General features: G+C 38.5%; 19 protein-coding genes. 9 read left to right on the top strand and 10 right to left on the bottom strand.

What is annotated here, in order from left to right:
- Window positions 1–13: 13 nt before the first annotated feature.
- A complete protein-coding gene (locus tag AC6CHJ_RS12530; protein ID WP_066789749.1) occupies window positions 14–235 on the bottom strand; it encodes a DUF1128 domain-containing protein in 222 nt (73 codons plus the stop codon).
- A gap of 104 nt (window positions 236–339) precedes the next feature.
- Complete coding sequence (locus AC6CHJ_RS12525) at window positions 340–1,737, bottom strand: alanine/glycine:cation symporter family protein (protein ID WP_147197210.1); 1,398 nt, start codon at window positions 1,735–1,737, stop codon at window positions 340–342.
- 172 nt (window positions 1,738–1,909) lie between these two features.
- Here AC6CHJ_RS12525 and AC6CHJ_RS12520 point away from each other — a divergent pair, with 172 nt between their 5' ends.
- Entirely contained in the window at window positions 1,910–2,290 is a 381-nt protein-coding gene (locus tag AC6CHJ_RS12520; RefSeq protein WP_184117573.1) for a YtxH domain-containing protein, read from the top strand.
- 26 nt (window positions 2,291–2,316) lie between these two features.
- Window positions 2,317–3,330 carry a YihY/virulence factor BrkB family protein gene (locus tag AC6CHJ_RS12515; RefSeq protein WP_498288792.1) on the top strand — a complete coding sequence of 338 codons (1,014 nt, stop codon included), beginning with the start codon at window positions 2,317–2,319 and terminating at the stop codon, window positions 3,328–3,330.
- 164 nt (window positions 3,331–3,494) lie between these two features.
- On the opposite strand, the gene AC6CHJ_RS12510 is transcribed toward AC6CHJ_RS12515, so the two are convergent.
- The 3 genes from AC6CHJ_RS12510 to AC6CHJ_RS12500 form a co-directional block, all read right to left on the bottom strand.
- Window positions 3,495–5,402 carry a heavy metal translocating P-type ATPase gene (locus AC6CHJ_RS12510; RefSeq protein ID WP_498288790.1) on the bottom strand — a complete coding sequence of 636 codons (1,908 nt, stop codon included), beginning with the start codon at window positions 5,400–5,402 and terminating at the stop codon, window positions 3,495–3,497.
- Between the two features lie 551 nt (window positions 5,403–5,953).
- Window positions 5,954–7,492, bottom strand: coding sequence for a fumarate hydratase (locus tag AC6CHJ_RS12505; protein WP_498288789.1), 1,539 nt, complete (start codon window positions 7,490–7,492; stop codon window positions 5,954–5,956).
- Window positions 7,493–7,611: 119 nt separating this feature from the next.
- Complete coding sequence (locus AC6CHJ_RS12500) at window positions 7,612–7,800, bottom strand: SE1561 family protein (RefSeq protein ID WP_147197203.1); 189 nt, start codon at window positions 7,798–7,800, stop codon at window positions 7,612–7,614.
- Between the two features lie 167 nt (window positions 7,801–7,967).
- On the opposite strand from AC6CHJ_RS12500, the gene AC6CHJ_RS12495 reads away from it, so the two are divergent.
- Window positions 7,968–8,120: a hypothetical protein gene (locus tag AC6CHJ_RS12495; RefSeq protein WP_498288787.1), complete on the top strand. Its 153-nt coding sequence runs from the start codon at window positions 7,968–7,970 to the stop codon at window positions 8,118–8,120.
- Window positions 8,121–8,824: 704 nt separating this feature from the next.
- A complete protein-coding gene (locus AC6CHJ_RS12490; RefSeq protein WP_498288971.1) occupies window positions 8,825–9,982 on the top strand; it encodes an MFS transporter in 1,158 nt (385 codons plus the stop codon).
- Window positions 9,983–10,237: 255 nt separating this feature from the next.
- Here the strand turns inward: AC6CHJ_RS12490 and AC6CHJ_RS12485 are convergent, their stop codons facing one another.
- Window positions 10,238–10,996: an SDR family oxidoreductase gene (locus AC6CHJ_RS12485; RefSeq protein ID WP_498288785.1), complete on the bottom strand. Its 759-nt coding sequence runs from the start codon at window positions 10,994–10,996 to the stop codon at window positions 10,238–10,240.
- Between the two features lie 146 nt (window positions 10,997–11,142).
- Here AC6CHJ_RS12485 and AC6CHJ_RS12480 point away from each other — a divergent pair, with 146 nt between their 5' ends.
- Entirely contained in the window at window positions 11,143–11,706 is a 564-nt protein-coding gene (locus tag AC6CHJ_RS12480) for a TetR-like C-terminal domain-containing protein (protein ID WP_066789737.1), read from the top strand.
- A 240-nt stretch (window positions 11,707–11,946) separates the two neighbouring features.
- Here the strand turns inward: AC6CHJ_RS12480 and AC6CHJ_RS12475 are convergent, their stop codons facing one another.
- The 3 genes from AC6CHJ_RS12475 to AC6CHJ_RS12465 all read right to left on the bottom strand — a co-directional run bounded on the left by AC6CHJ_RS12475 (window position 11,947) and on the right by AC6CHJ_RS12465 (window position 16,081).
- Window positions 11,947–13,371, bottom strand: a complete 1,425-nt coding sequence (locus tag AC6CHJ_RS12475; RefSeq protein ID WP_498288969.1) for an MDR family MFS transporter — start codon at window positions 13,369–13,371, stop codon at window positions 11,947–11,949.
- A 450-nt stretch (window positions 13,372–13,821) separates the two neighbouring features.
- Window positions 13,822–15,177 carry a 23S rRNA (uracil(1939)-C(5))-methyltransferase RlmD gene (rlmD, locus tag AC6CHJ_RS12470; RefSeq protein ID WP_498288967.1) on the bottom strand — a complete coding sequence of 452 codons (1,356 nt, stop codon included), beginning with the start codon at window positions 15,175–15,177 and terminating at the stop codon, window positions 13,822–13,824.
- An 85-nt stretch (window positions 15,178–15,262) separates the two neighbouring features.
- On the bottom strand, window positions 15,263–16,081 hold the full coding sequence (locus AC6CHJ_RS12465) for a polysaccharide deacetylase family protein (protein ID WP_147197193.1): 819 nt from the start codon (window positions 16,079–16,081) through the stop codon (window positions 15,263–15,265).
- 116 nt (window positions 16,082–16,197) lie between these two features.
- On the opposite strand from AC6CHJ_RS12465, the gene recX reads away from it, so the two are divergent.
- The 3 genes from recX to AC6CHJ_RS12450 are packed head-to-tail and all read left to right on the top strand — an operon-like array spanning window position 16,198 to window position 17,581.
- Window positions 16,198–17,016 (top strand): recombination regulator RecX, encoded by an 819-nt coding sequence (gene recX / locus AC6CHJ_RS12460; protein WP_498288784.1) that lies wholly within the window; start codon window positions 16,198–16,200, stop codon window positions 17,014–17,016.
- Complete coding sequence (locus tag AC6CHJ_RS12455; RefSeq protein WP_498288782.1) at window positions 17,000–17,323, top strand: YfhH family protein; 324 nt, start codon at window positions 17,000–17,002, stop codon at window positions 17,321–17,323. The genes recX and AC6CHJ_RS12455 overlap by 17 nt, the downstream gene beginning before the upstream one ends.
- A 3-nt stretch (window positions 17,324–17,326) precedes the next feature.
- Window positions 17,327–17,581, top strand: coding sequence for a YfhJ family protein (locus tag AC6CHJ_RS12450; protein WP_150285155.1), 255 nt, complete (start codon window positions 17,327–17,329; stop codon window positions 17,579–17,581).
- Window positions 17,582–17,682: 101 nt separating this feature from the next.
- Here the strand turns inward: AC6CHJ_RS12450 and AC6CHJ_RS12445 are convergent, their stop codons facing one another.
- On the bottom strand, window positions 17,683–18,675 hold the full coding sequence (locus AC6CHJ_RS12445) for a metal-dependent hydrolase (RefSeq protein ID WP_498288780.1): 993 nt from the start codon (window positions 18,673–18,675) through the stop codon (window positions 17,683–17,685).
- A gap of 124 nt (window positions 18,676–18,799) precedes the next feature.
- On the opposite strand from AC6CHJ_RS12445, the gene mutY reads away from it, so the two are divergent.
- Window positions 18,800–19,876: an A/G-specific adenine glycosylase gene (gene mutY / locus AC6CHJ_RS12440; RefSeq protein WP_498288778.1), complete on the top strand. Its 1,077-nt coding sequence runs from the start codon at window positions 18,800–18,802 to the stop codon at window positions 19,874–19,876.
- Window positions 19,877–19,945: the final 69 nt, after the last annotated feature.

The raw sequence follows: 19,945 nt of genomic DNA, 5'->3' as shown, positions 1-19,945 counted from the left end.
CATTAGCCTATTTTTAGTCACGCAATGAGCCAAGTTCTGCTACAATTGCTTGCATTTCGCTTGGACTAAAAGCATCGCGCTTCATCACCATATCATATAAGTAAACCAAATCTTCATAATGATTGGTGCTGAAATGTTCGGGCTTCATCGCATCTGCATTGACCATGCGAAGCTTTTCTTTTATGGCCTCAATCATGAAAGTTACATTTTCTGTTGTCGGTTCTGTAAGATTCAAAGGGATTCCTCCTGCTTTTGATAGATGTATACTATAGTATCATTCCACTTATAGCCTATGATTGTCAATTCCTTTTACGATTGGGCCAGCATTTTATACTAGTATCAGCTCGCTTTTTTAGAATCAGGCATATCCATCTGTTTTGCTAGAGCTTTTTCTTCTTTTAGTTTATTTTGAATCCGCTTCGTTTCATAAACTACAATGCCAGAAAGACCTAATAAGCCGATCAGGTTAGGAATAGCCATTAATCCGTTTGCGATATCTGAGAATGTCCAAATAAGATCCAATGCAACGGTAGAACCGACGAATACGAAAGCAACAAATATCACGCGGTAAATATATATAGCTGTTTGACCCTTGAAGAGATATTGTAAACATTTTTCTCCATAATAAGCCCAACCTAAAATTGTAGATGAGGCAAAGAAAATAAGACCAATCGCTACAACATAAGGACCCCAACCACCCAAGAAGTGACTGAATGCTGCTGTTGTCAGTTCATTTGCTTGCAAACCTTTATTTGTATAAACACCAGACATGACAATTGTGATTCCTGTAATTGAACAAATAAGGAATGTATCTAAAAACACTTGCGTCATTGAAACCAAAGCTTGTCGTCCCGGCAGATCCGTTTTAGCAGCTGCTGCTGCGATTGGTGCAGAACCAAGACCTGCTTCATTCGAGAATACCCCACGTGCAACACCATAACGTATAGCTGCACCAACGGCTCCGCCAAGAGCAGCTTCGCCTGTAAAGGCCATTTTAATAATTGTAAGGAAAGCAGCTGGTATTTCGGTAATATTCATAATCATAATTATAAGTCCTGCTGCAAGATAAAAGACCGCCATAATAGGTACAAAAATAGCTGTTACATTTCCGATAGATTTAATGCCGCCCAAAATGACAAGCGCGACAAAGGCAGTTAGAATGAGGCCAGTGACCCAAGTAGGTACACTAAATGTAGCATTAACAACGCCTGCAACTGAATTAGATTGTGTTCCATTCCCAATGCCAAAAGAAGCTAGTACGCCAAAACAGGCAAACAAAACAGCCAGCCATTTTTGTTTTAGGCCGTGTTCCAAATAATACATCGGACCGCCAGCCATTTGCCCTTTCGCATCTTTTACACGATAGCGAACAGCTAGTATAGCCTCACTATACTTAGTCGCCATGCCGAAGAAAGCCGACACCCACATCCAAAAGACAGCTCCTGGTCCACCTAAAATAACGGCTGTTGCTACACCAACAATGTTTCCGGTTCCAACTGTAGCAGCAAGAGCTGTTGTAAGTGCTTGAAACTGGGAGATATCACCATCTGCCGTTTTGTCGTGTTTTTTCGAGAATACTAATCTCAAAGCTTGTGGAAGAAGTCTGATTTGCAAAAAGCTGATTCGAAGTGTGAGAAAAATGCCTGTGCCAACAATTAAGACAATAAGCGGTATTCCCCAAAGCATTGATGAAAAATCTCCTAAGACCTCGTTCAGCTTTGCTAAAAAATTGGTCATTCCATTACCCCCTTTTTGAATTTAAATTTCTATAGTTAAGAAATTCCATAAAACAACAATTAAAAATCCTTTTAAATAGGTAAGGAGTTTTTTAACGGGCAAACTGTTTTACATATAAATCAGTAGGGTATAATAGGCATATAACATTGTAAAAGTATGGAGGAGGATTATTATGTCAAATAAATTAGTTACAGGATTAGCATTAGGAGCAGTAGCAGGTGCAGCACTTAGTATGGCAGACCGCAATACACGTCAAACAACAAAAAAAGTACTGAAGCGCTATTGGGTAGACATGCAATATTTTGCAAATAACCGAGATGAATTAATGAATAGTATCCAAGCAAGAACAGGGAAAGTTAAATCTCTATACAATACATTTATGAAAGACAAAGACTTCTATATGAAAAAAGTAGAAGAAATCCAAGAACTTACACCGAAAGTTAAAAACATTGTGATGGAAACGAAAGATACATTTTCATCTAATATCAAAGATGTAAAACAACAATTACCTTCAACCAATACCGAATCAAATGAATCTGTTATTCATCTATAAGTTGAAGAAGATAAAGGGGCGGGATTATGGAGAAGGGACACGAATTTGGTCTTTCAGCAGATTCCGAGACAACCAAAACACGGAAAGGCGATGCTGCTGAATACATCGATAAAGATACATTTGTGCAATTAGAAAACGAAGAAAACCTGGATAAAAAAGAAAAGAAGAAGAAAAAGAAAGAGCGTCACTTTGATATTACAACAAATAAGGGTTTTATCATGGGGCTTATCGAGAAAGTGAAGAAAGAAGACATCGGGGGATTTGGAGCGCAATTAGCTTATTTCTTTTTACTCTCCTTATTCCCGATGCTGCTTTTTATCGTGACATTGCTGCCGTATCTTCATTTATCCGTTAGCCAAGTATATACACTTTTAGAAGAAGTTATGCCTGACCAAATCTATTCTCTTACGTCTGATACACTTTCTGAAGTTTTAAAGAATCGTCATGGCGGCTTATTGTCGATCGGTATTCTTGGTACGTTATGGTCAGCATCTAATGGTGTAAATGCGCTAAATAAATCATTGAATCGCTCTTATGACCAAGAAGAGACGCGGCCATTTCTTAAAGTAAGGCTTTACTCTTTAATATTCACGATTCTATTAATCGGCTTAGTTGTAGTGGCACTTGTATTGCCTGTATTCGGTGAGCAAATTGGTAAACTATTATTCTCTGCATTTGGATTAGAGAATGGTTTCCTCGCCGTTTGGAACAAGTTCCGTTATATTTTGCCTCCCGTTGTTATATTTATTGTCCTCACGCTTATGTATTGGTTGATGCCAAACATGAAGTTGGATTTAAAAAGCGTATGGGTAGGCGCCTTGTTCTCTACATTGGCTTGGTTAATCGTTTCATATGGTTTTTCTTTCTATATCAACAACTTCTCAAATTATTCCGCTACTTACGGAAGTATCGGTGGTATTATCATTCTAATGCTTTGGCTATACATCACTGGTATTATCCTGATGGTTGGCGGACAAGTGAATGCGCTTGTCCAAAAGAGAAGAGAAATACAGGAATCAAAAAGTCATAGAACAGCTTAATGAAAAAGCGGCAGGTCATTCTATATTGAATGACCTGCCGCTTTTTAAATGTTTTATTTTAATATGCTTCTACGGGCAGCTAAATGTGGGATAACTGCCCGTAGAAGTCCGATTGGAACACTCACCATCAGCAGGGAAGAGAAAAATCCCCTACTGAGTCAAGCTTACTTTATTTTCTTTAGTAGGCGTAAGCCGTTTAAGATAACCAGGATAGTGCTACCCTCATGTCCGACAACTCCAAGAGGCAAATCGACTGCCTGCATGAAATTCGAGATAATTAATAGGGCAATAACAGCGATGGAGAAGAACATATTTTGTTTTACAATTCTTTGCATTTTTCGTGAAAGCTTCACTGCATAAGCAATCTTGGTCAAGTCATTCTTCATAAGGACCACATCGGCTGTTTCTAGGGCCACATCTGTACCTTCGCCCATAGCGATACCAGATGTAGCAGTTGCTAGGGCGGGGGCATCATTAATGCCATCTCCCACCATGGCAACATGGTGATAGGAGCCCATCAATTCTTTAATATGATTTACTTTTGTCTCAGGCAAGCATTCGGCAATATATGAATCTACTGCCGCTTCCTTTGCAATAGCTTTTGCCGTTACTTCATTATCACCTGTTAGCATGACAGTCTGGATTCCCATACTTTTTAAAAGAGAGATAGCATGCTTTGCTTCCGGGCGAACGGTATCCTTCATGGCAGCAAGTGCTAGGATTCTAGTATCATCTGAAAGAAAGATTACAGTTTTACCTTGTTCGGCTAGCTCTAGTGCAATATTATTTTCAAATTCCCGAGCCAATTGTTCTCCAACAAAATCTGCTTTTCCGACTTTATAGGCTTTTCCTGCAACAATTCCTTTCAAGCCAAAGCCAGGCAAATCTTCAATTTGTGCTTGTGGATAGTTTGTAAGCTCATTGGCTACAGCGTATTTTGTAATAGCTTGCGCAAGCGGGTGGTTAGACTTCGCTTCAATTCCGGCAAGAAGCGAAAGTAAAGCCTTCCCATTTTCGCCTTTGGCTGCAACGAAGTCAGTTACAATAGGTTTACCTTGCGTAAGTGTGCCAGTTTTATCAAAGGCAATTGCTTTTAATACACTTAAATGTTCAATATGGAGTCCGCCTTTAAATAGAATCCCATTTTTTGCACCGTTTGAAATGGCGGATAGAGTAGCGGGCATAATGGACGCTACGAGCGCACATGGTGAAGCTACTACAAGTAGAACCATTGCACGGTAGAAGGTAGTTTGGAAACTCCAATCAAGTAAAAAGTGTGGAATAAACATCATCAAAGCTACTGCTAGGAGCACACATTTCACATAGGTACCTTCAAAACGTTCAATGAATTGCTGAGAAGGTGATTTTTCGCTCTGTGCTGATTGAACGAGGTCAATTATTTTTTGAAATAATGACTCCATATTCGATTTTGTCATCTTCATTGTAATAGCACCTGAGAGGTTTACAGTACCAGCAAATACATCTGTTTTAATGCCTTTAGAGACTGGAATGGATTCGCCAGTAATGGCTGCTTCATCGAGAGTCGTCATCCCATCGATGATTACACCATCTGCAGGGACACGTTCACCTGGTTTAACAAGTAAATGGTCGCCGACTTGTAGAGTGGAAATCCCAACTCTTTCAATCTCGCCATTATCTTTTACAAGCCATGCTTCCTCCGGCTGCAAATCCATCAATGCGGAGATTTCTTTATGGCTTTTGTTCATGGCATAAGTTTCTAATGCACCGCTCACTGCAAATATAAAGATGAGGATCGCGCCTTCTGTCCAATAGCCAATGATTGCTGATCCAATAGCTGCTAATATCATTAGAAATTCTACATTTAACTCTTTGTTTGCAATCGTTTCTTCTACGCCTTCTTTTGCTTTCGCAAAGCCGCCTACAATAAATGCGATCACATAGAAAACGATAGAAGCTGCCGTATGCCCATCTTTTCCTAGTAACCAAGCAATTAATATGAACAATCCTGAGAAAATAGCTGCTATCAGTTCACCATGTTCTTTTGTTTTCTCAATTAGATGAGTATTATTCTCTTTTGTAATTTCCAACATTCATCCCTCCTGATAATGAAAATCAATATCAAAACCTTTATTAAAGGTGATTATTCAACCTTTAGTAATTAATTAATAGTAATTACTTATTTATAATTATTATAACATAAGGGTACAAAGAGAGGAAGAGTATTAATTCAAAAATAAAATGATTAACTAGTTATTTTTTGTATGGCGTTTTACTGAGGTTGGTACAGAACTAAAGTAGCTTCTTTCAAAGGTAAAAAAGGTGAATCTCATTTAGTATGGTGTGTATAGAGGACGGCGACTCCTGCGGGAATAGCTTGAGCTGAAAGCCCCGCAGGAACGTAGGGACGAGGAGATTGAAGCCAAGCTTGCGGGTGCGCCGTCTGGAACGGAACACAAGAAAGTCTTTATTATAAGAATGAATTTGAAAGAGAATTAATAAATAGAACTAATTTGAAATAACATTTTGTCCGAGTCTCTTACCCGGCTACTACTTTCACAGTGTATGCAAGGGAAGAAGAAGCGGGAAACAAAAAGGGTATTAAGCAATTGTTGCTTAATACCCTTTTTTATACTATTTTATTCTATTTAAAGACGGGCTCTGCATGTGCCGCCAGTTTTTCTAATGAAGATTTTTGGACATCAGCATGCAATGAGTTGCCGTGCGAATCCATTGTCACAACAGCTGTGAAATCTTCTACACTTAAATGCCACATGGCTTCTGGAATACCGAATTCCATTAGATCAACACCATCGACAGACTTGATACAGTCTGCATAATACTGTGCAGCTCCGCCAATTGCATTTAAATAAACACCACCGTGTTCTTTAAGCGCCTGTAATGTTTTTGGACCCATGCCGCCTTTACCCATAACAGCACGAATGCCGAATTTTTTCATAATGTCGCCTTGGTATGGTTCTTCGCGAATAGATGTAGTAGGGCCAGCTGCTTTCACTACCCAGCGATCGTCTTCATCCTTTGCCATAACAGGGCCACAGTGGTAAATGATTTGACCATTTAAATCAACCGGTGCATCATGTGATGTCAAATGATGGTGGATGGCGTCACGGCCTGTGTACATGCGTCCTGTAATTTTAACTACGTCTCCAACTTTAAGTGAACGGATTTGTTCCTCTGTAATTGGTGCGCGCAGCTCAATCACTTCTTTAGATGGTTGATCGTCTTGTGTTGCTGCTGTTTCGTCAAAGGCAATTTTTTCGCCATCTTGATAATGCCAATTTTTGATTTCGCCAGAATTAGCATCAAGATCGATAGCCATACGACGGTATGCCCAACAGTTATATGCAACAGATACAAAGAAGGAAGCAGGGATACGGTGCATCACACCGATTTTACAGCCTAGTAGTGTCGCTTCACCGCCAAATCCCATAGTTCCAATGCCCAATGTATTTGCTTTTTCTAGTATGTAATCTTCCAATTTTGCTAGTTCAGGATTTGGATTTACGTCGTCTACATGGCGGAATAACTGTTCTTTGGCAAGATCATATCCGGAAGAGCGATCGCCTCCAATACCTACTCCGATGAATCCGGCTGCACAGCCTTGTCCTTGTGCTTGATACACTGAGTGTAAAATGCATTTTCGAATGCCTTCTAGGTCGCGGCCAGCACGGCCAAGTCCTTCTAATTCGCATGGAAGGCTATATTGAATATTTTTGTTCTCACAGCCGCCACCTTTTAGAATTAACTTCATCTCAATATAATCTTTTTCCCATTGCTCAAATTTAATAACAGGCACGCCTTCGCCTAAATTATCGCCGCTGTTTTTACCTGTTAGGGAGTCAACTGCATTTGGGCGTAGCTTCGCATCTTTTGTAGCGCGGATAATCGCATTTTTGATGCATTCTTTAATTTCAAGCTGATTAACGCCAACCGGTGTTTTAATTTTAAATGTAGGTAGACCGGTATCCTGGCAGATAGGTGATACTTGATCATCCGCCATAAAAATGTTGTTGGCAATTGTATCTAAGCTCATAGCAGCGCGAGTTCCTGCATTTTCTGCATCTTTCGCTTTTTTAATTGCACGTCTGACATCCTTCGGCAAATTTGTCGATGTTTCAGTTACTAAATCATAGATGCTTTGTTCGAGCACTTCGAGATTCATAGCTTTCAGCTCCCTATAAAATGTTGTCAAGCATGCTTATTATAACCTGCTTAAAATATGAAAAAAAGAGCACAATTATGCGCTCTTTGATTTTTATCCATTCGGGAGTAATTTATTTGTTAAATTTCAGGACGGTCTTTAAATTGTTCCATCTTATCTTCTAAATCGTCCATCATTCCAATAAGGCGATCGATATCCTGTAAATCGGCAGTTTCTGGATCAATAGCATCCAATACTTCCATAAAGATTTGAAGGCGCTCTTTTAAGTAAGTTACTTGTTGCTCTTTGTCTGTGATTGACTTGCTCATTGTACCACCTCATTTCGTCCTATCAATCGTATACGAAATGAGATAATAATTCAAATCAAAAACAGAATTAGGAATAAAGTATGATTTAAGTATTTTGTCGATTATGAAAATTTACAAAATTAAAGTTATATGTTATTCTATTTTTAATTTAAAAGAAAGGAGGCCCGATGAGGAATCAGTTTTCCTTCTCAATACTTCTGGAGGGAACATTGGAAGAAGAGCTGGTTGAAATCATCGAGAGATTGGAGGGATTAATGAAAGAAACATATAGCGTTCTTACTAAAAATCCTAATTTTGTGAAGGGAGGGCAGTTCCGTTAGCCAAAGCGCCTGATTGTTGGTGTAAATGTAAATCACAATGAGCCTACTTATAACTAAATGCCTTAGGATAAATCTAAAGAAAGGATGTATACTTTTTAGACAGCAGTGAAAGGCAACGAAGATTATTGAACAAGCGATTCTTCAAGTTTAGCGTGTAGGAAATGTTGTTTACGAGTTTGCGAGATCAAGCTTTATCAATAAAATGAATTAGCTTAAAAAAAGACATGTGAAAAGATGTTGTCATGCAAATGTTGGCTACGGAGTTAAACAGTTCTCAGAATAAGGCTGAAAATTGTTTAAAACCAAGAAAAATATGATATTAACAGATTGAAGGGCCCAGTACACGTATCGTTAAAGTGGACTGGGTCTTTTTGTGTTGTTTTTTAAAAGGAAAAAATAATAGTAAACTAGATTCCCTACTTTCTGTTTAAATGTTACTATTATTTTTAAGCGATGCTAGAGGATTTCAAAGGCACAAAGTACTTATAAGAAAAGTAAGTTGAAAATTCTGTTTCAGGGCATGCTTAATGGATGTAGAAGGTCTCCCGCACGAACCTATCAAGAATGTAAAATCCCAATCAGACTTAACGGAAACAGTAAGTTGAGAAGGTGTTTTATTAATCAAAAGCCGGTTGGGGATAGGGAAATACATAGAATATTATTAACTAGCAAAGGAGTTTAGATTTGTGGAATTAAATGAACGAATGGCCCAAAAGAGATTCTGGATCCTTGTGATCATTGTGTCGATTTCTGGGTTCTCACAAGGCATGCTGATGCCGCTCATCTCTGTTATTTTTGAACAGGACGGTGTATCATCGTCCATAAATGGATTAAATGCAACGGGTCTTTATATCGGAACACTACTTATTGCACCATTTGTCGAGCAGCCGCTTAGAAAATTTGGCTACAAGCCAATTATTATTATAGGCGGTGCACTAGTTTTTAGTAGTTTGTTATTATTTCCTTTTTGGAAGAATGTATGGTTTTGGTTTATCCTACGATTGCTAATCGGCATTGGAGATCATTCTCTCCATTATTCAACCCAAACATGGATTACAAGCTCTGCACCTGCTAATCGCTTAGGTAAAAATATTGCCATATATGGCTTGTCATTTGGGATTGGTTTTGCAGTTGGTCCTTTCTTTGTACCGCTTACGAAGATTTCTGAAGCATTTCCATTCATCTTATCCTCGATTCTTTGTTTAATTGCATGGTCATTTATTTTCTTTGTGAAAAACGAAAAACCAGAGCCTATTCAAACAAAAGAAAACGGGAAGATGCTCAAACGATATGCCGTTACTTTAAAGTATGCTTGGGTCGCATTTTTGCCACCGCTTTGCTATGGCTTTTTAGAATCTACATTGAATTCCTTATTTCCTGTCTATGCATTAAGAAAGGAAATAGACGTATCAATGGTTTCTGTTATATTGGCGGCCTTCTCCATCGGAGGCATCCTCACACAATTCCCGCTAGGCACGCTTGGAGACAAAATCGGCCGGCGGAAGGTAGTGTTAATGGCCTTTTTAGGAGGCAGCTTATTCTTTGGGGTAGGTAGTTTCTTGGAATCCAATAGTATACTTGTAGCAGTTTGTTTCTTTTTAGCGGGTACGTTTGTAGGGTCCATCTTCTCTCTTGGTATTTCCTACATGAGTGATTTGACACCGCGAGAGCTGTTACCAACTGGGAACTTACTCTGCAGTATTTTCTTTAGCTTCGGTAGTTTGTCCGGTCCACTCTTCGGAGGAATCTATCTACAATATGTGCATTTCAGCTTCCTACTGCTCATATCTATAATATTGCTGCTCATTTTTACAGTTAGTGCTGTATTTGGAAAAGAGCAAAAGAAAGAGGAACTGGCATAGGAGAGTTCTTTTATCCGGTGAACAAGGTGGAGTAGTGTAAATGGTTCGTATGAAGTCTGTTTGTTTATACGCCACCATTCGTTGCGTTTTCAATATAGATGGATGATAAGCATGGATCGATGCTGGGTTATCTACTGATGACTGTTGCTATGTTGTTCAATCTAGCATAATAAAAGGCTCCAACCATCGAGATTCGATGTTGGAGCCTTTTTTCATTTCTGCTTTCGATTTGTACAAACAAATTAGATGAACTAATTAGTATGCAATCCAGCCGCCGTCAGCAGCGATAATTTGTCCATTTATAAAGCTTGATTCATCAGAACCTAAGAAAACAGCTAGTTGTGCAATTTCCTCTGGTTTACCTGTCCGTGGCATTGTATCTGAGCCAGTCATTTGACGCCCCATACCAAATTGAGACACATTTGTCATAGATGAACCGATGTTTGTTTCCACGCCACCCGGAGCGATTCCGTTGCAGCGGATGCCTGAAAGAGCATACATATAGGCAGTATTTTTTGTAAGCCCCGTAACAGCATGTTTAGAAGCCGTATAGGCTGCACCTGCACGTGCACCTTGTAATCCGCCTGCTGAAATATTGTTCACAATGACGCCGTGTCCTTGTTCTAAGAAGATGTTTGTTGCGATGCGCATTGCACGCATAACGCCTGTCGTATTAACAGCAAATACGCGATCCCATTTTTCATCTGAGATTTCACCAACTGGTTCCATGCCGTCCATGATGCCTGCGTTGTTAACTAAGATATCTAACTTGCCATATTCTTTTTTAGTTTCTGCGAATAACTGTTCTAAATCTGCTAATTCAGCAACATTCGTTCTGTTGGCGATGGCTGTACCGCCAGTTGCATTAATTGCTTCAGCCACAGCTTGAGCACCTTCAAAATTGTAGTCAGAAACAACTACTTTAGCACCTTCTTTTGCGTAATGCTCTGCAATTGCCTTCCCCATACCTGAAGCCGCACCTGTGACGATCGCTACTTTATCCATTAATCTCATTCTAAACATCCTCCCCTTAATCTTATTTTACAACTGTTCAATAAAATAATAATATTGAATCATAGCAGCTTCAATAAACAAAAAAATTCAAAACGTACAATATTGAACAGAAAACGTAAAAGTGTTTGATAAAGGGGAAATGCTAGATGAATAAAAATGATTTGCGTGTATTAAAAACAAAGCAAAGTATACATTTAGCTTTAATTAAACTGCTTAAAAAGAAACCTTTAACACATATCAAGGTCACTGAGCTTTGCAGAGAAGCAAATATAAATCGAGGGACATTCTATTTTCATTACCAAGAGGTAGGGGATGTGTTTAAAGAATTTTATGAAGAGATTATGGTAGATTTAAAAGAATCCTACCAAGCACCTTATCTCCATACGAATTTTCTTGACGTAGCAAATTTGGATCCTAAAACAGTTCGGATTTTTCATCATATAAAAAAATATGAGGATTTTTATAAGATAGTATTTTCTCAAGATGTCTCCACACATTATTATTTCATGTTATTTGATGAAATACGTTCTATTTGTATAGAAGATCAGAATACGCTTCAACAATATGGAGAATTGAACGATTATTTATATTCTTACTCGGCGAATGCAATTATGGGCTTGATCATAGAGTGGCACCGCCATGACTTTAAAGATTCTGCTGATGACATGAATGTACATCTAATCAATATCCTTAAATTAAGAGAAGCCTGAATGAAAAAACGGCAAAAAAGAAAAGGCGTAACATAGGTTAGGCCTTTTTCATTTTGCCGTCTAATCTAATCATAGCAGCTATTTCAATGTCAGTAGTGTGATGGATTCAACGTGTGCTATCATTTAAAGGTTTCTACGTTTCGAAGAGTATCTTGATTTTTACAACACCATTTATTTATTGACTTGATCAACTCGGTCCTTAAAAATAATGGTCGATTTCATACCTTTAGAAATGTAATGTTACACATGAACTCTTTTAATAAATAGACTAACAATTAAACCAATAATCGCCACGATAATCGCAAAGATAAAGGCATCTTGAACTCCTGAAGTGAAAGCAAGTAATTTATTTAGTGGGTTTGTTGCATCTGTTACGTTTTTTAGATACTTTTCAGTTCCAGAAGATAAAATAGAAATCGCTACCGCCGTACCAATTGCACCGGCGACTTGTTGAAGTGTGTTCATGATTGCCGTTCCATCAGGATAAAGCTCACGTGGTAATTCGTTTAAACCGTTTGTTTGAGCTGGCATCATGATCATCGAAACACCAATCATCATGCAGATATGCATAGCAATCAAGAATCCAGAAGATGTATCTAAATCAATCGTTGAAAAGCCAATTAAGGAACCTGTGACTATAATAATGCCAAGGATAACTAACCATTTTGGTCCGAATTTATCAAATAAGCTACCCATAACAGGTGACAATAACCCGTTTACAATTCCACCTGGTAATAGCAGAAGTCCTGCAGCAAACGTACCTAAAGCTAGCGAATTTTGCAAATACAGTGGCAATACAATCATTGAAGAAAGAATAACCATCATACATATTAGTACGAGTATTAACCCAACAACAAACATAGGGTATTTGAATACACGAAGTTTTAACATTGGTTGTTCCATTTTTGTTTGGCGAATGCAAAAGAGCAGTAACCCAATTACACCAAAAATAATAGCAGTAATTACAGTTGAATCTCCCCAACCACCATCACCTGCAATACTAAAACCATAAACCACCCCACCAAATCCAATTGTTGATAAAATAATGGATAAGATATCAATTTTAGGCTTCGTTGGTATTGAAACATTTTGCATATACACTATTCCAAAAACAAGGGCGATCACTAGAACCGGTAAGGAAAACCAGAAAATATAATGCCATGTAAGTGTTTTTAAAATCAACCCAGAAAGTGTTGGGCCAACAGCGGGAGAAAAGGAAATAACAAGACCCATTAATCCCATGATTTTACCCCTTTTATAGGGTGGAACAATTAATAAAATGGTATTAAACATGAGAGGTAACATTAATGCCGTACCCATTGCTTGAACTACACGCGCCAACATTAAGAAAGCGAATGTTGGGGCAATAGCAGCTATAAATGTTCCGATAATAGATAATGTAATGGAAACAATAAACAATTGCCTTGTTGTAAACCATTGTAAAATTAAACCAGAAACAGGAACAAGAATCCCTAAAGTTAATAAATAGCCAGTTGTAAGCCATTGAACGGTAGTCTCATGAATATTAAAGTCTACAATTAAAGTACCTAATGCCATATTTAAAGCTGTTTCGCTAAATAAACCAATAAATCCAGCAATCAAAAAAGAGACGATAATGGGAACTACTTTATATTGCTCCGATTCCTCGTCCTTTGTTTGATTCATTTGAGCATCGATATTCATTTTTTGCCTCCTTTTAGTTTGTGAATGTATTATTAGAATACTATATAAATCTAACTATATGGCAAGTATGATTGAAAGAAATTATGTTAGTTATTCTTCTTTCCAATCCCCAGTTTATTAAGCAAGCACTATAATTGCCACAATATAAAATTCCTAAGCTGCTTATTTCATCGATGTATTCAAAAGAGGCCTACAGAAAAGATTCTGCAGGTCATATTTTTTATTTGGAAGCTTCGAAAAAGGGTTCTTCAAATAAATCGCGAAACATTCTTCGTAATTCCTCTTCACGTAATTGCCAGAATATATTTTATTGATGGTTCAGCTCATCATCCCGTATATTTTAATCCCATGTAAAAAATACGCTCCTAGGCAAAAAAAACCCCCGAACCATTAGTCCGAGGGAGCATACAAAACACTAATATTGGAGACAAGCTATTTCAATGTCAGCAAAGTCACGGACTCAACATGCGCCGTTTGTGGGAACATATCCAATGGTTGAATATATTCTACGTTGTAGACTTTCATTAATTCCTGCAGATCTTTTGCTAACGTAGAAGGGTTGCAGGATGTGTAAACAATTCGCTTTGGCTTTACTTGTAGCAATGTGTTGATTAGGCTTGGCGCTAATCCTGTACGCGGTGGATCGACTGTTAAAACATCTGGTATGAAGCCTTCTTTTTGCCAGATGTCCAGCCATTTTTCTGCTGTGCCTGCCACATATTTTGTATGCGTGAAACCATGCTTCTTCGCATTTTTTTTCGCATCCTCAATGCTTTCAGGGATGATATCCATGCCGCGCACTTCTTTGGCCTGATCTGCAAGCCAAAGACCAATAGTACCAACGCCGCAATAAGCATCTACAATCTTTTCCTTGCCTGTAAGCCCTGCTGCTTGTTTGATTTCATTATACAGATGTACTGTTTGGCTTGGGTTTAGTTGGAAGAATGCGCGTGCTGATAAGTCAAAAGCCAGCTCACCCAGTTCTTCGTGAATTGTATCTTGCCCATAAAGAGTAATCGTTTGATCACCGAATATAAGGGAAGTTTGGTCGTTGTTGATATTTTGAACAATCGACACAATCGATGCGTCTATTCCTTTTAATTTTTCAAGAAGTACTTCTTTATTTGGGAAATTTTTGCGTGCCGTGATAAGGACAAGTTGAATTTCTCCCGTTTGAAGACCTACCCGCACAACAATTGTTCTGACAATGCCTTTATGTGTTTTGCTATTGTACACAGGAATATCGAGTTCTTCAATAATCTTCTTTGCTTTATTCGTAATAGCAGTAGTTCTAGTATCTTGGACAAGGCAATCGTCAATATCGAGTAGCTTATGACTGTTTTCCGTATAAAGTCCAGCAGCTACATGGCTACCGATTTTACGAACTTGAAATTGGCTTTTATTCCGGTAATGCCATGGATCACTCATACCGATTGTTTTTCTGATGTCTATCTGCTTTGCGGTATTTTTCACATACTTATGCAGAGCTTGTACAATGACATCTCGCTTTGCCTTCAGCTGGTCTCCATATTTCATGTGCTGTAATTGGCATCCACCGCATAAATCATACACTGGGCATGGCGGTGTTTGTCTTGCTTTTGACTGTTTATGAATTTTGATGATCTTAGCTTCGGCAAAATTGCGGTTGATTTTAGTTAGTTCGGCATAAATGTCTTCGCCGGGCAAAGCACCTTTAACAAAAACAACATTGCGTTTATAGTAGCCGATACCTTCACCATTAATGCCTAATCGTTTTATCGAAAGCGGGATTCGTTGTCCCAGCTTCATTATCGTCGCTTGTTGATTCAAGAATTACACGTCCTTTTTTCGCTTCATTTCTCATTATAACGAAAATAGACGCAGCAGCAAAGAATCAAGAAGCATCCTTTTTCTTGTCTTTTGAAGAGGAGCCAGTACCAGAGTTCATCAAATTGTTGATGGATTCAAAACGGTAGCCTTTTTTCTTAGCGTCTTTAATAAATCGTGGCAGTGCTTCAGCGTTATCAGGTGAAACGGTATGCATTAATATAATTGCGCCTGGATGCATTTGAGACATCAAGTTATCGTATGAATATTTCCAGCCTTGTGGTTGATCCTTAAGCCAGTCTTTAAATGCGACAGACCAGAAAATATGACGATATCCTGCCTCATTTCCGACCCGCAATAACTCTTCACTAAATACTCCTTCAGGCGGTCTTGCATATACCGTACGCTCTACATCTGTAATTTCAGCGAGCTTTTTATCAAAATTAGCCCATTCGTCTTTCATTTGTTGTTCAGTTAGACGAGCCATATTCGGGTGCTTATCTGAATGGTTGCCGATTTCATGACCTTCTTTTACCATACGTTTAACTAGCGGTGTTGCGCTCGATAAGTAATGGCCTGTTAAGAAGAATGTGCCTTGTATATTTTCTTTTTTCAATGTATCTAAAATGGATGCTGTATAGCCATTTTCATAACCACAGTCAAATGTCAGATACATAATTTTTTCTTCTGGGCTGCCTTTATAGACAGCATCATATTTTTTGAGTAGTGCATCATACTCTGCACCAGCTTCTGTAGGAACTTCATTTGTTGTTTTTTTAAAACCCCAACCATATTCTTTTGCGAATGCATCAAACGGATTTGTTGTGATGCCTGTTGCTAAAATAGTGGCTGCAATGGCAATGCCGGCGAGATGTTGTTTAAACATTTTTCACGCATCCTTTCTTTTTGTGTTAGCTTGTGTGGAATACCGCGAATTATGCAGTTAGGGATAATTGTTTTTAAACGAAGTCTTGTTATACTTATATAATGGAGGTGGACCGAATGTCTCGTGTAATTACAAAAATAAGCGCCCAAAAAAGGAACCAAGAGCGTTATAATATATTTCTTAATGAAGAATATGCATTTAGCGTGGACGAGGGTATTCTTATTCAATATGGTCTGACAAAAGGAAAGGTACTCGATTCATTAACGGTTGAGGAAATTGCATTCGACGATGAAATTCAACGAGCTTTCAATCGATCACTTTCCTATTTGAGTTATCAAATGCGCAGCGAACATGAAGTCCGCCAAAAATTGAAGGGTTTAGAATTTGGAGATGCGGTGATCCAAGAAGCACTGCAAAAGCTAAAAAAGCTTGGCTTCTTAAATGATGAAAGCTACTCCAGGGCTTTAGTCGAAACAAAAAAGAAAACAGCCAAAAAAGGGCCAAGAGCGATTAAGATGGACCTGAAAAAAAGGGGCATCGAAGAAAATCTGCAGCAGAGAGTACTCGATGAATTTTCTGAAGATGAGCAAGCCAAGATTGCTAAACAGCTGGCGGAAAAGGTTGTGCGAAGTGAGCATCGCAAGACACCCGTCCAAATTAAGCAAAAAATACAGGATTTGCTACTGCGCAAAGGCTACTCCTATTCAATTTGCGAAAGAGTAATCGAGCAACTGGATTTATCCAAAGAAGATGAAGAATGGCAAGATATGATAGAACTGCAAGGTGAAAAGGCGTGGAAGAAATACGCCTCAAAATATACAGGATATGAATTGCATATGCGGGTGAAACAAGCTCTATATCAAAAAGGTTTCCCTGCAGATGTGATTGATGATTTTATTGAACAAAAGGAGCAGGACAATGGAGAAGAAATTTAGCGAAATGAACCCTACTGAATTACGGGAAACAATTGCCACACTAAAAGAAAAAGCAAGAAAAGCGGAGCAGCTCGGTATTCTAAATGAGTTTGCTGTGTATGAACGGAAAGCATTAGTGGCACAGTCGTATTTGTTAAACCCAGAAGATTTTAAATCAGGTGAGATGTATCGGATTGCAAACGACCCAGGGATGTTCTTTAAGGTCGATTATTTAAAAGGTGTGTATGCATGGGGCTATCGCTTAGGCGGCAATCATTATGAAGAAGCCCTTCCGATTGCTATGCTAACACTTGTAAAGGAGAGCTAAAAGATGGAACGAATTATCAATGAATTAGTTGCAAAACTGCAAGAGAAAAATCCGAAAATATCAGAGGAGAAAGCGCGTGTTTGGGTGGAACTTCTTTGGTCTGATTTTGAAGCCACCTATGCTAAAGCAGGCTACGACTATCAAGGAGCTGAAATGTCGGAGAAAATCATCTCACAATGGATAGACAGCTACGGCAGCCAGTTAAATGAATTTGTAGCTCGTAATCCAAAATATGCGCACCTTTTAAATGAAGAATAGATTTTTGGCTAAAATGGACATGTTAAACTATTGCTTAGGTTGTCCGTTTATACAAAAAGAATGACCGTTTCTTTTATAGAAACGGTCATTTTGATGGCCTTTTAACGGATGCCTTCTGATTTTACTACTAATTTTTTCTGTAGTTTGTCTTCGCTGAAAATCCAACCTGTAAAGGATTTGACGATGGTTAGATCTTTTGTCAGATGTGCGATTGCAACAAATGGATAATAATTATTGCTGCGATACCTCAGATCTATGAGACGTACTTCTGTTTTCCCATCACCCAATTGGTTGACCTCCCACCTATAGAGTGGAGAGAAAGAAACAAACGTTTTAAAATTCGGGTCTTCCAATACTTTATGGAAAAGTGGCGTATCCGGCAATGGTTCAATTTTAAATTTGTCGTAAATGGTAATTGAACGCCCATAAGCACGTCCCACATAGTGATGTGTAGCAGAATTGGCTGCTACTCTATATTGGAAGAAACGTGACGTAGGCGATAAAATAATTCTCTTAGCATCAGGTATTGTATTATGGACCGCTTTCTTGACTGATAGTTGAAGAAAGAAACGTACCACATAATAGATAAATACCACACTATACAACGAAAACATGGTAGGTACTGGGTTCGCTCCGAACGCCCAAAACATTAAGGCGATCACATGCAAGGCGAAAATAATAGGATCAAACGTATTAATCCAGCCAAGTGCTACCCATCGCTTAGAGAAGGGGCGTAGTGCCTGTGTACCATACGCATTGAAAATATCTACAAACACATGTAAAAAGACTGCAAGGAATGTCCAAAGCCAGAGATGCAAAAAATTAGTATGCGGGAATACTAAAAAAAAGACAGACGAAATTAAAATTGGCCATAATAGAACCGCTGGAATGGAGTGTGTAATTCCTCGGTGATGGCGTATATATATAGCATTGCTACGCAATTTCAAAACAGTATCAATATCAGGTGCTTGGGAACCAATAATTACGCTTGTAATGACGGCCATAGAAGTGGACGAGCTGCCGGCAACAACTGGATCTACCATAGCCAAGCCACCTAGCGCAATCCCCATTACTAGATGTGTTCCAGAATCCAAAATGATCAACTCCTTATAACATGGGAGTATTGCTTATACTTACTGTTTACCCTTTTAGGCAACAGTTTACACTATAATGCCCACTTTGTATGTGAATTAAAAATGAATTAAAAAGGTGGAAAATATGAATTTTCATTATCAATATAAAAAACAATTCCAAGAAGAATTAGTTCAATGGTTTATTCGAGAAAAAAGAGATTTGCCTTGGAGACACACGCATGATCCGTACAAAATATGGGTTTCAGAAGTTATGCTACAGCAAACAAGAGTAGATACTGTCATCCCTTATTACAATCGTTTTATCGAAGAATTTCCTACTCCGGAGGATTTAGCGCAAGCACCTGAAGAAAAACTATTAAAGCAATGGGAAGGTCTTGGTTATTATTCGAGAGCTAGAAATCTGCAAGCAGGCGTCAGAGAGGTTGTAGAAAAGTATAGTAGTACAGTGCCTGACAATCGCCCGGAAATTATCAAATTAAAAGGTGTTGGCCCTTATACCGCGGGTGCTATTCTAAGTATTGCCTATAATAAAGCCGAACATGCAGTCGATGGCAATGTAATGCGCGTGCTCAGCAGAGTTCTTTTGATTAAAGAAGATATCGCTTTACCTAAAACGAAAAAAATATTTGAACAAGCCGTTATGGAATTAATTGATCCAGCGTATCCTTCTGAATTCAACCAAGGGTTAATGGAATTAGGAGCGCTGATTTGTACGCCAACTTCACCCAAATGCCTCCTTTGCCCGGTACGCGAATTTTGCACTGCTTTCCAGGAAGGCCGTCCAGAAGAATTGCCGATTAAAACAAAAAAAACGAAAATGAAAGACCTTTTTTATGATGTGTTTGTTGTGCAAAATGAAAAGAAACAGTTCTTATTAGAAAAAAGACCTGGTAAAGGTCTGCTTGCAAACATGTGGCAATTCCCAATGATAGAAAAGTCAACAACTCCAAAAACAAGTGAAGGATCCCTAGCAGACACCTACAATGTTGAACTTGTAAACCGCGAAAATTTATTGTCCTTCAAGCATATTTTTTCACATCTAACATGGAATATGGAGAGTTACTATTTGAATGTAGAACAGAACGGACAACCGACAAAATCCAGCGTTTGGTTTACAGAGGAAGAAATAAAAGCACTGCCACTGCCTGTACCTATGCAAAAGATTTGGGCTGCATGGAAAGAAACCGAAGCAAAACATTAAAATGCTTAAATTTTACCTTGTACACAGTTTATTCTCCTAGTGAATATTAGTGTGGGTCCCTTGCGGAAT

This window comes from Rummeliibacillus sp. GQ308 (assembly GCF_059759115.1).
The sequence above is the reverse complement of the archived record's forward strand: the minus strand, read 5'-3'. Positions and strand labels throughout refer to the sequence as shown.

What these genes read in the sequence shown, in the direction of transcription:
- AC6CHJ_RS12520 (WP_184117573.1), top strand. Translation starts at nt 1,910, where the DNA reads ATGTCAAATAAATTAGTTACAGGATTAGCATTAGGAGCAGTAGCAGGT.
- mutY (WP_498288778.1), top strand. Translation starts at nt 18,800, where the DNA reads ATGAATTTTCATTATCAATATAAAAAACAATTCCAAGAAGAATTAGTT.
- AC6CHJ_RS12495 (WP_498288787.1), top strand. Translation starts at nt 7,968, where the DNA reads ATGAGGAATCAGTTTTCCTTCTCAATACTTCTGGAGGGAACATTGGAA.
- AC6CHJ_RS12500 (WP_147197203.1), bottom strand. Translation starts at nt 7,800, where the DNA reads ATGAGCAAGTCAATCACAGACAAAGAGCAACAAGTAACTTACTTAAAA.
- recX (WP_498288784.1), top strand. Translation starts at nt 16,198, where the DNA reads ATGTCTCGTGTAATTACAAAAATAAGCGCCCAAAAAAGGAACCAAGAG.
- rlmD (WP_498288967.1), bottom strand. Translation starts at nt 15,177, where the DNA reads ATGAAGCTGGGACAACGAATCCCGCTTTCGATAAAACGATTAGGCATT.
- AC6CHJ_RS12455 (WP_498288782.1), top strand. Translation starts at nt 17,000, where the DNA reads ATGGAGAAGAAATTTAGCGAAATGAACCCTACTGAATTACGGGAAACA.
- AC6CHJ_RS12515 (WP_498288792.1), top strand. Translation starts at nt 2,317, where the DNA reads ATGGAGAAGGGACACGAATTTGGTCTTTCAGCAGATTCCGAGACAACC.
- AC6CHJ_RS12475 (WP_498288969.1), bottom strand. Translation starts at nt 13,371, where the DNA reads ATGAATCAAACAAAGGACGAGGAATCGGAGCAATATAAAGTAGTTCCC.
- AC6CHJ_RS12525 (WP_147197210.1), bottom strand. Translation starts at nt 1,737, where the DNA reads ATGACCAATTTTTTAGCAAAGCTGAACGAGGTCTTAGGAGATTTTTCA.
- AC6CHJ_RS12450 (WP_150285155.1), top strand. Translation starts at nt 17,327, where the DNA reads ATGGAACGAATTATCAATGAATTAGTTGCAAAACTGCAAGAGAAAAAT.
- AC6CHJ_RS12505 (WP_498288789.1), bottom strand. Translation starts at nt 7,492, where the DNA reads ATGAATCTCGAAGTGCTCGAACAAAGCATCTATGATTTAGTAACTGAA.
- AC6CHJ_RS12510 (WP_498288790.1), bottom strand. Translation starts at nt 5,402, where the DNA reads ATGTTGGAAATTACAAAAGAGAATAATACTCATCTAATTGAGAAAACA.
- AC6CHJ_RS12480 (WP_066789737.1), top strand. Translation starts at nt 11,143, where the DNA reads ATGAATAAAAATGATTTGCGTGTATTAAAAACAAAGCAAAGTATACAT.
- AC6CHJ_RS12465 (WP_147197193.1), bottom strand. Translation starts at nt 16,081, where the DNA reads ATGTTTAAACAACATCTCGCCGGCATTGCCATTGCAGCCACTATTTTA.
- AC6CHJ_RS12490 (WP_498288971.1), top strand. Translation starts at nt 8,825, where the DNA reads ATGGCCCAAAAGAGATTCTGGATCCTTGTGATCATTGTGTCGATTTCT.
- AC6CHJ_RS12485 (WP_498288785.1), bottom strand. Translation starts at nt 10,996, where the DNA reads ATGAGATTAATGGATAAAGTAGCGATCGTCACAGGTGCGGCTTCAGGT.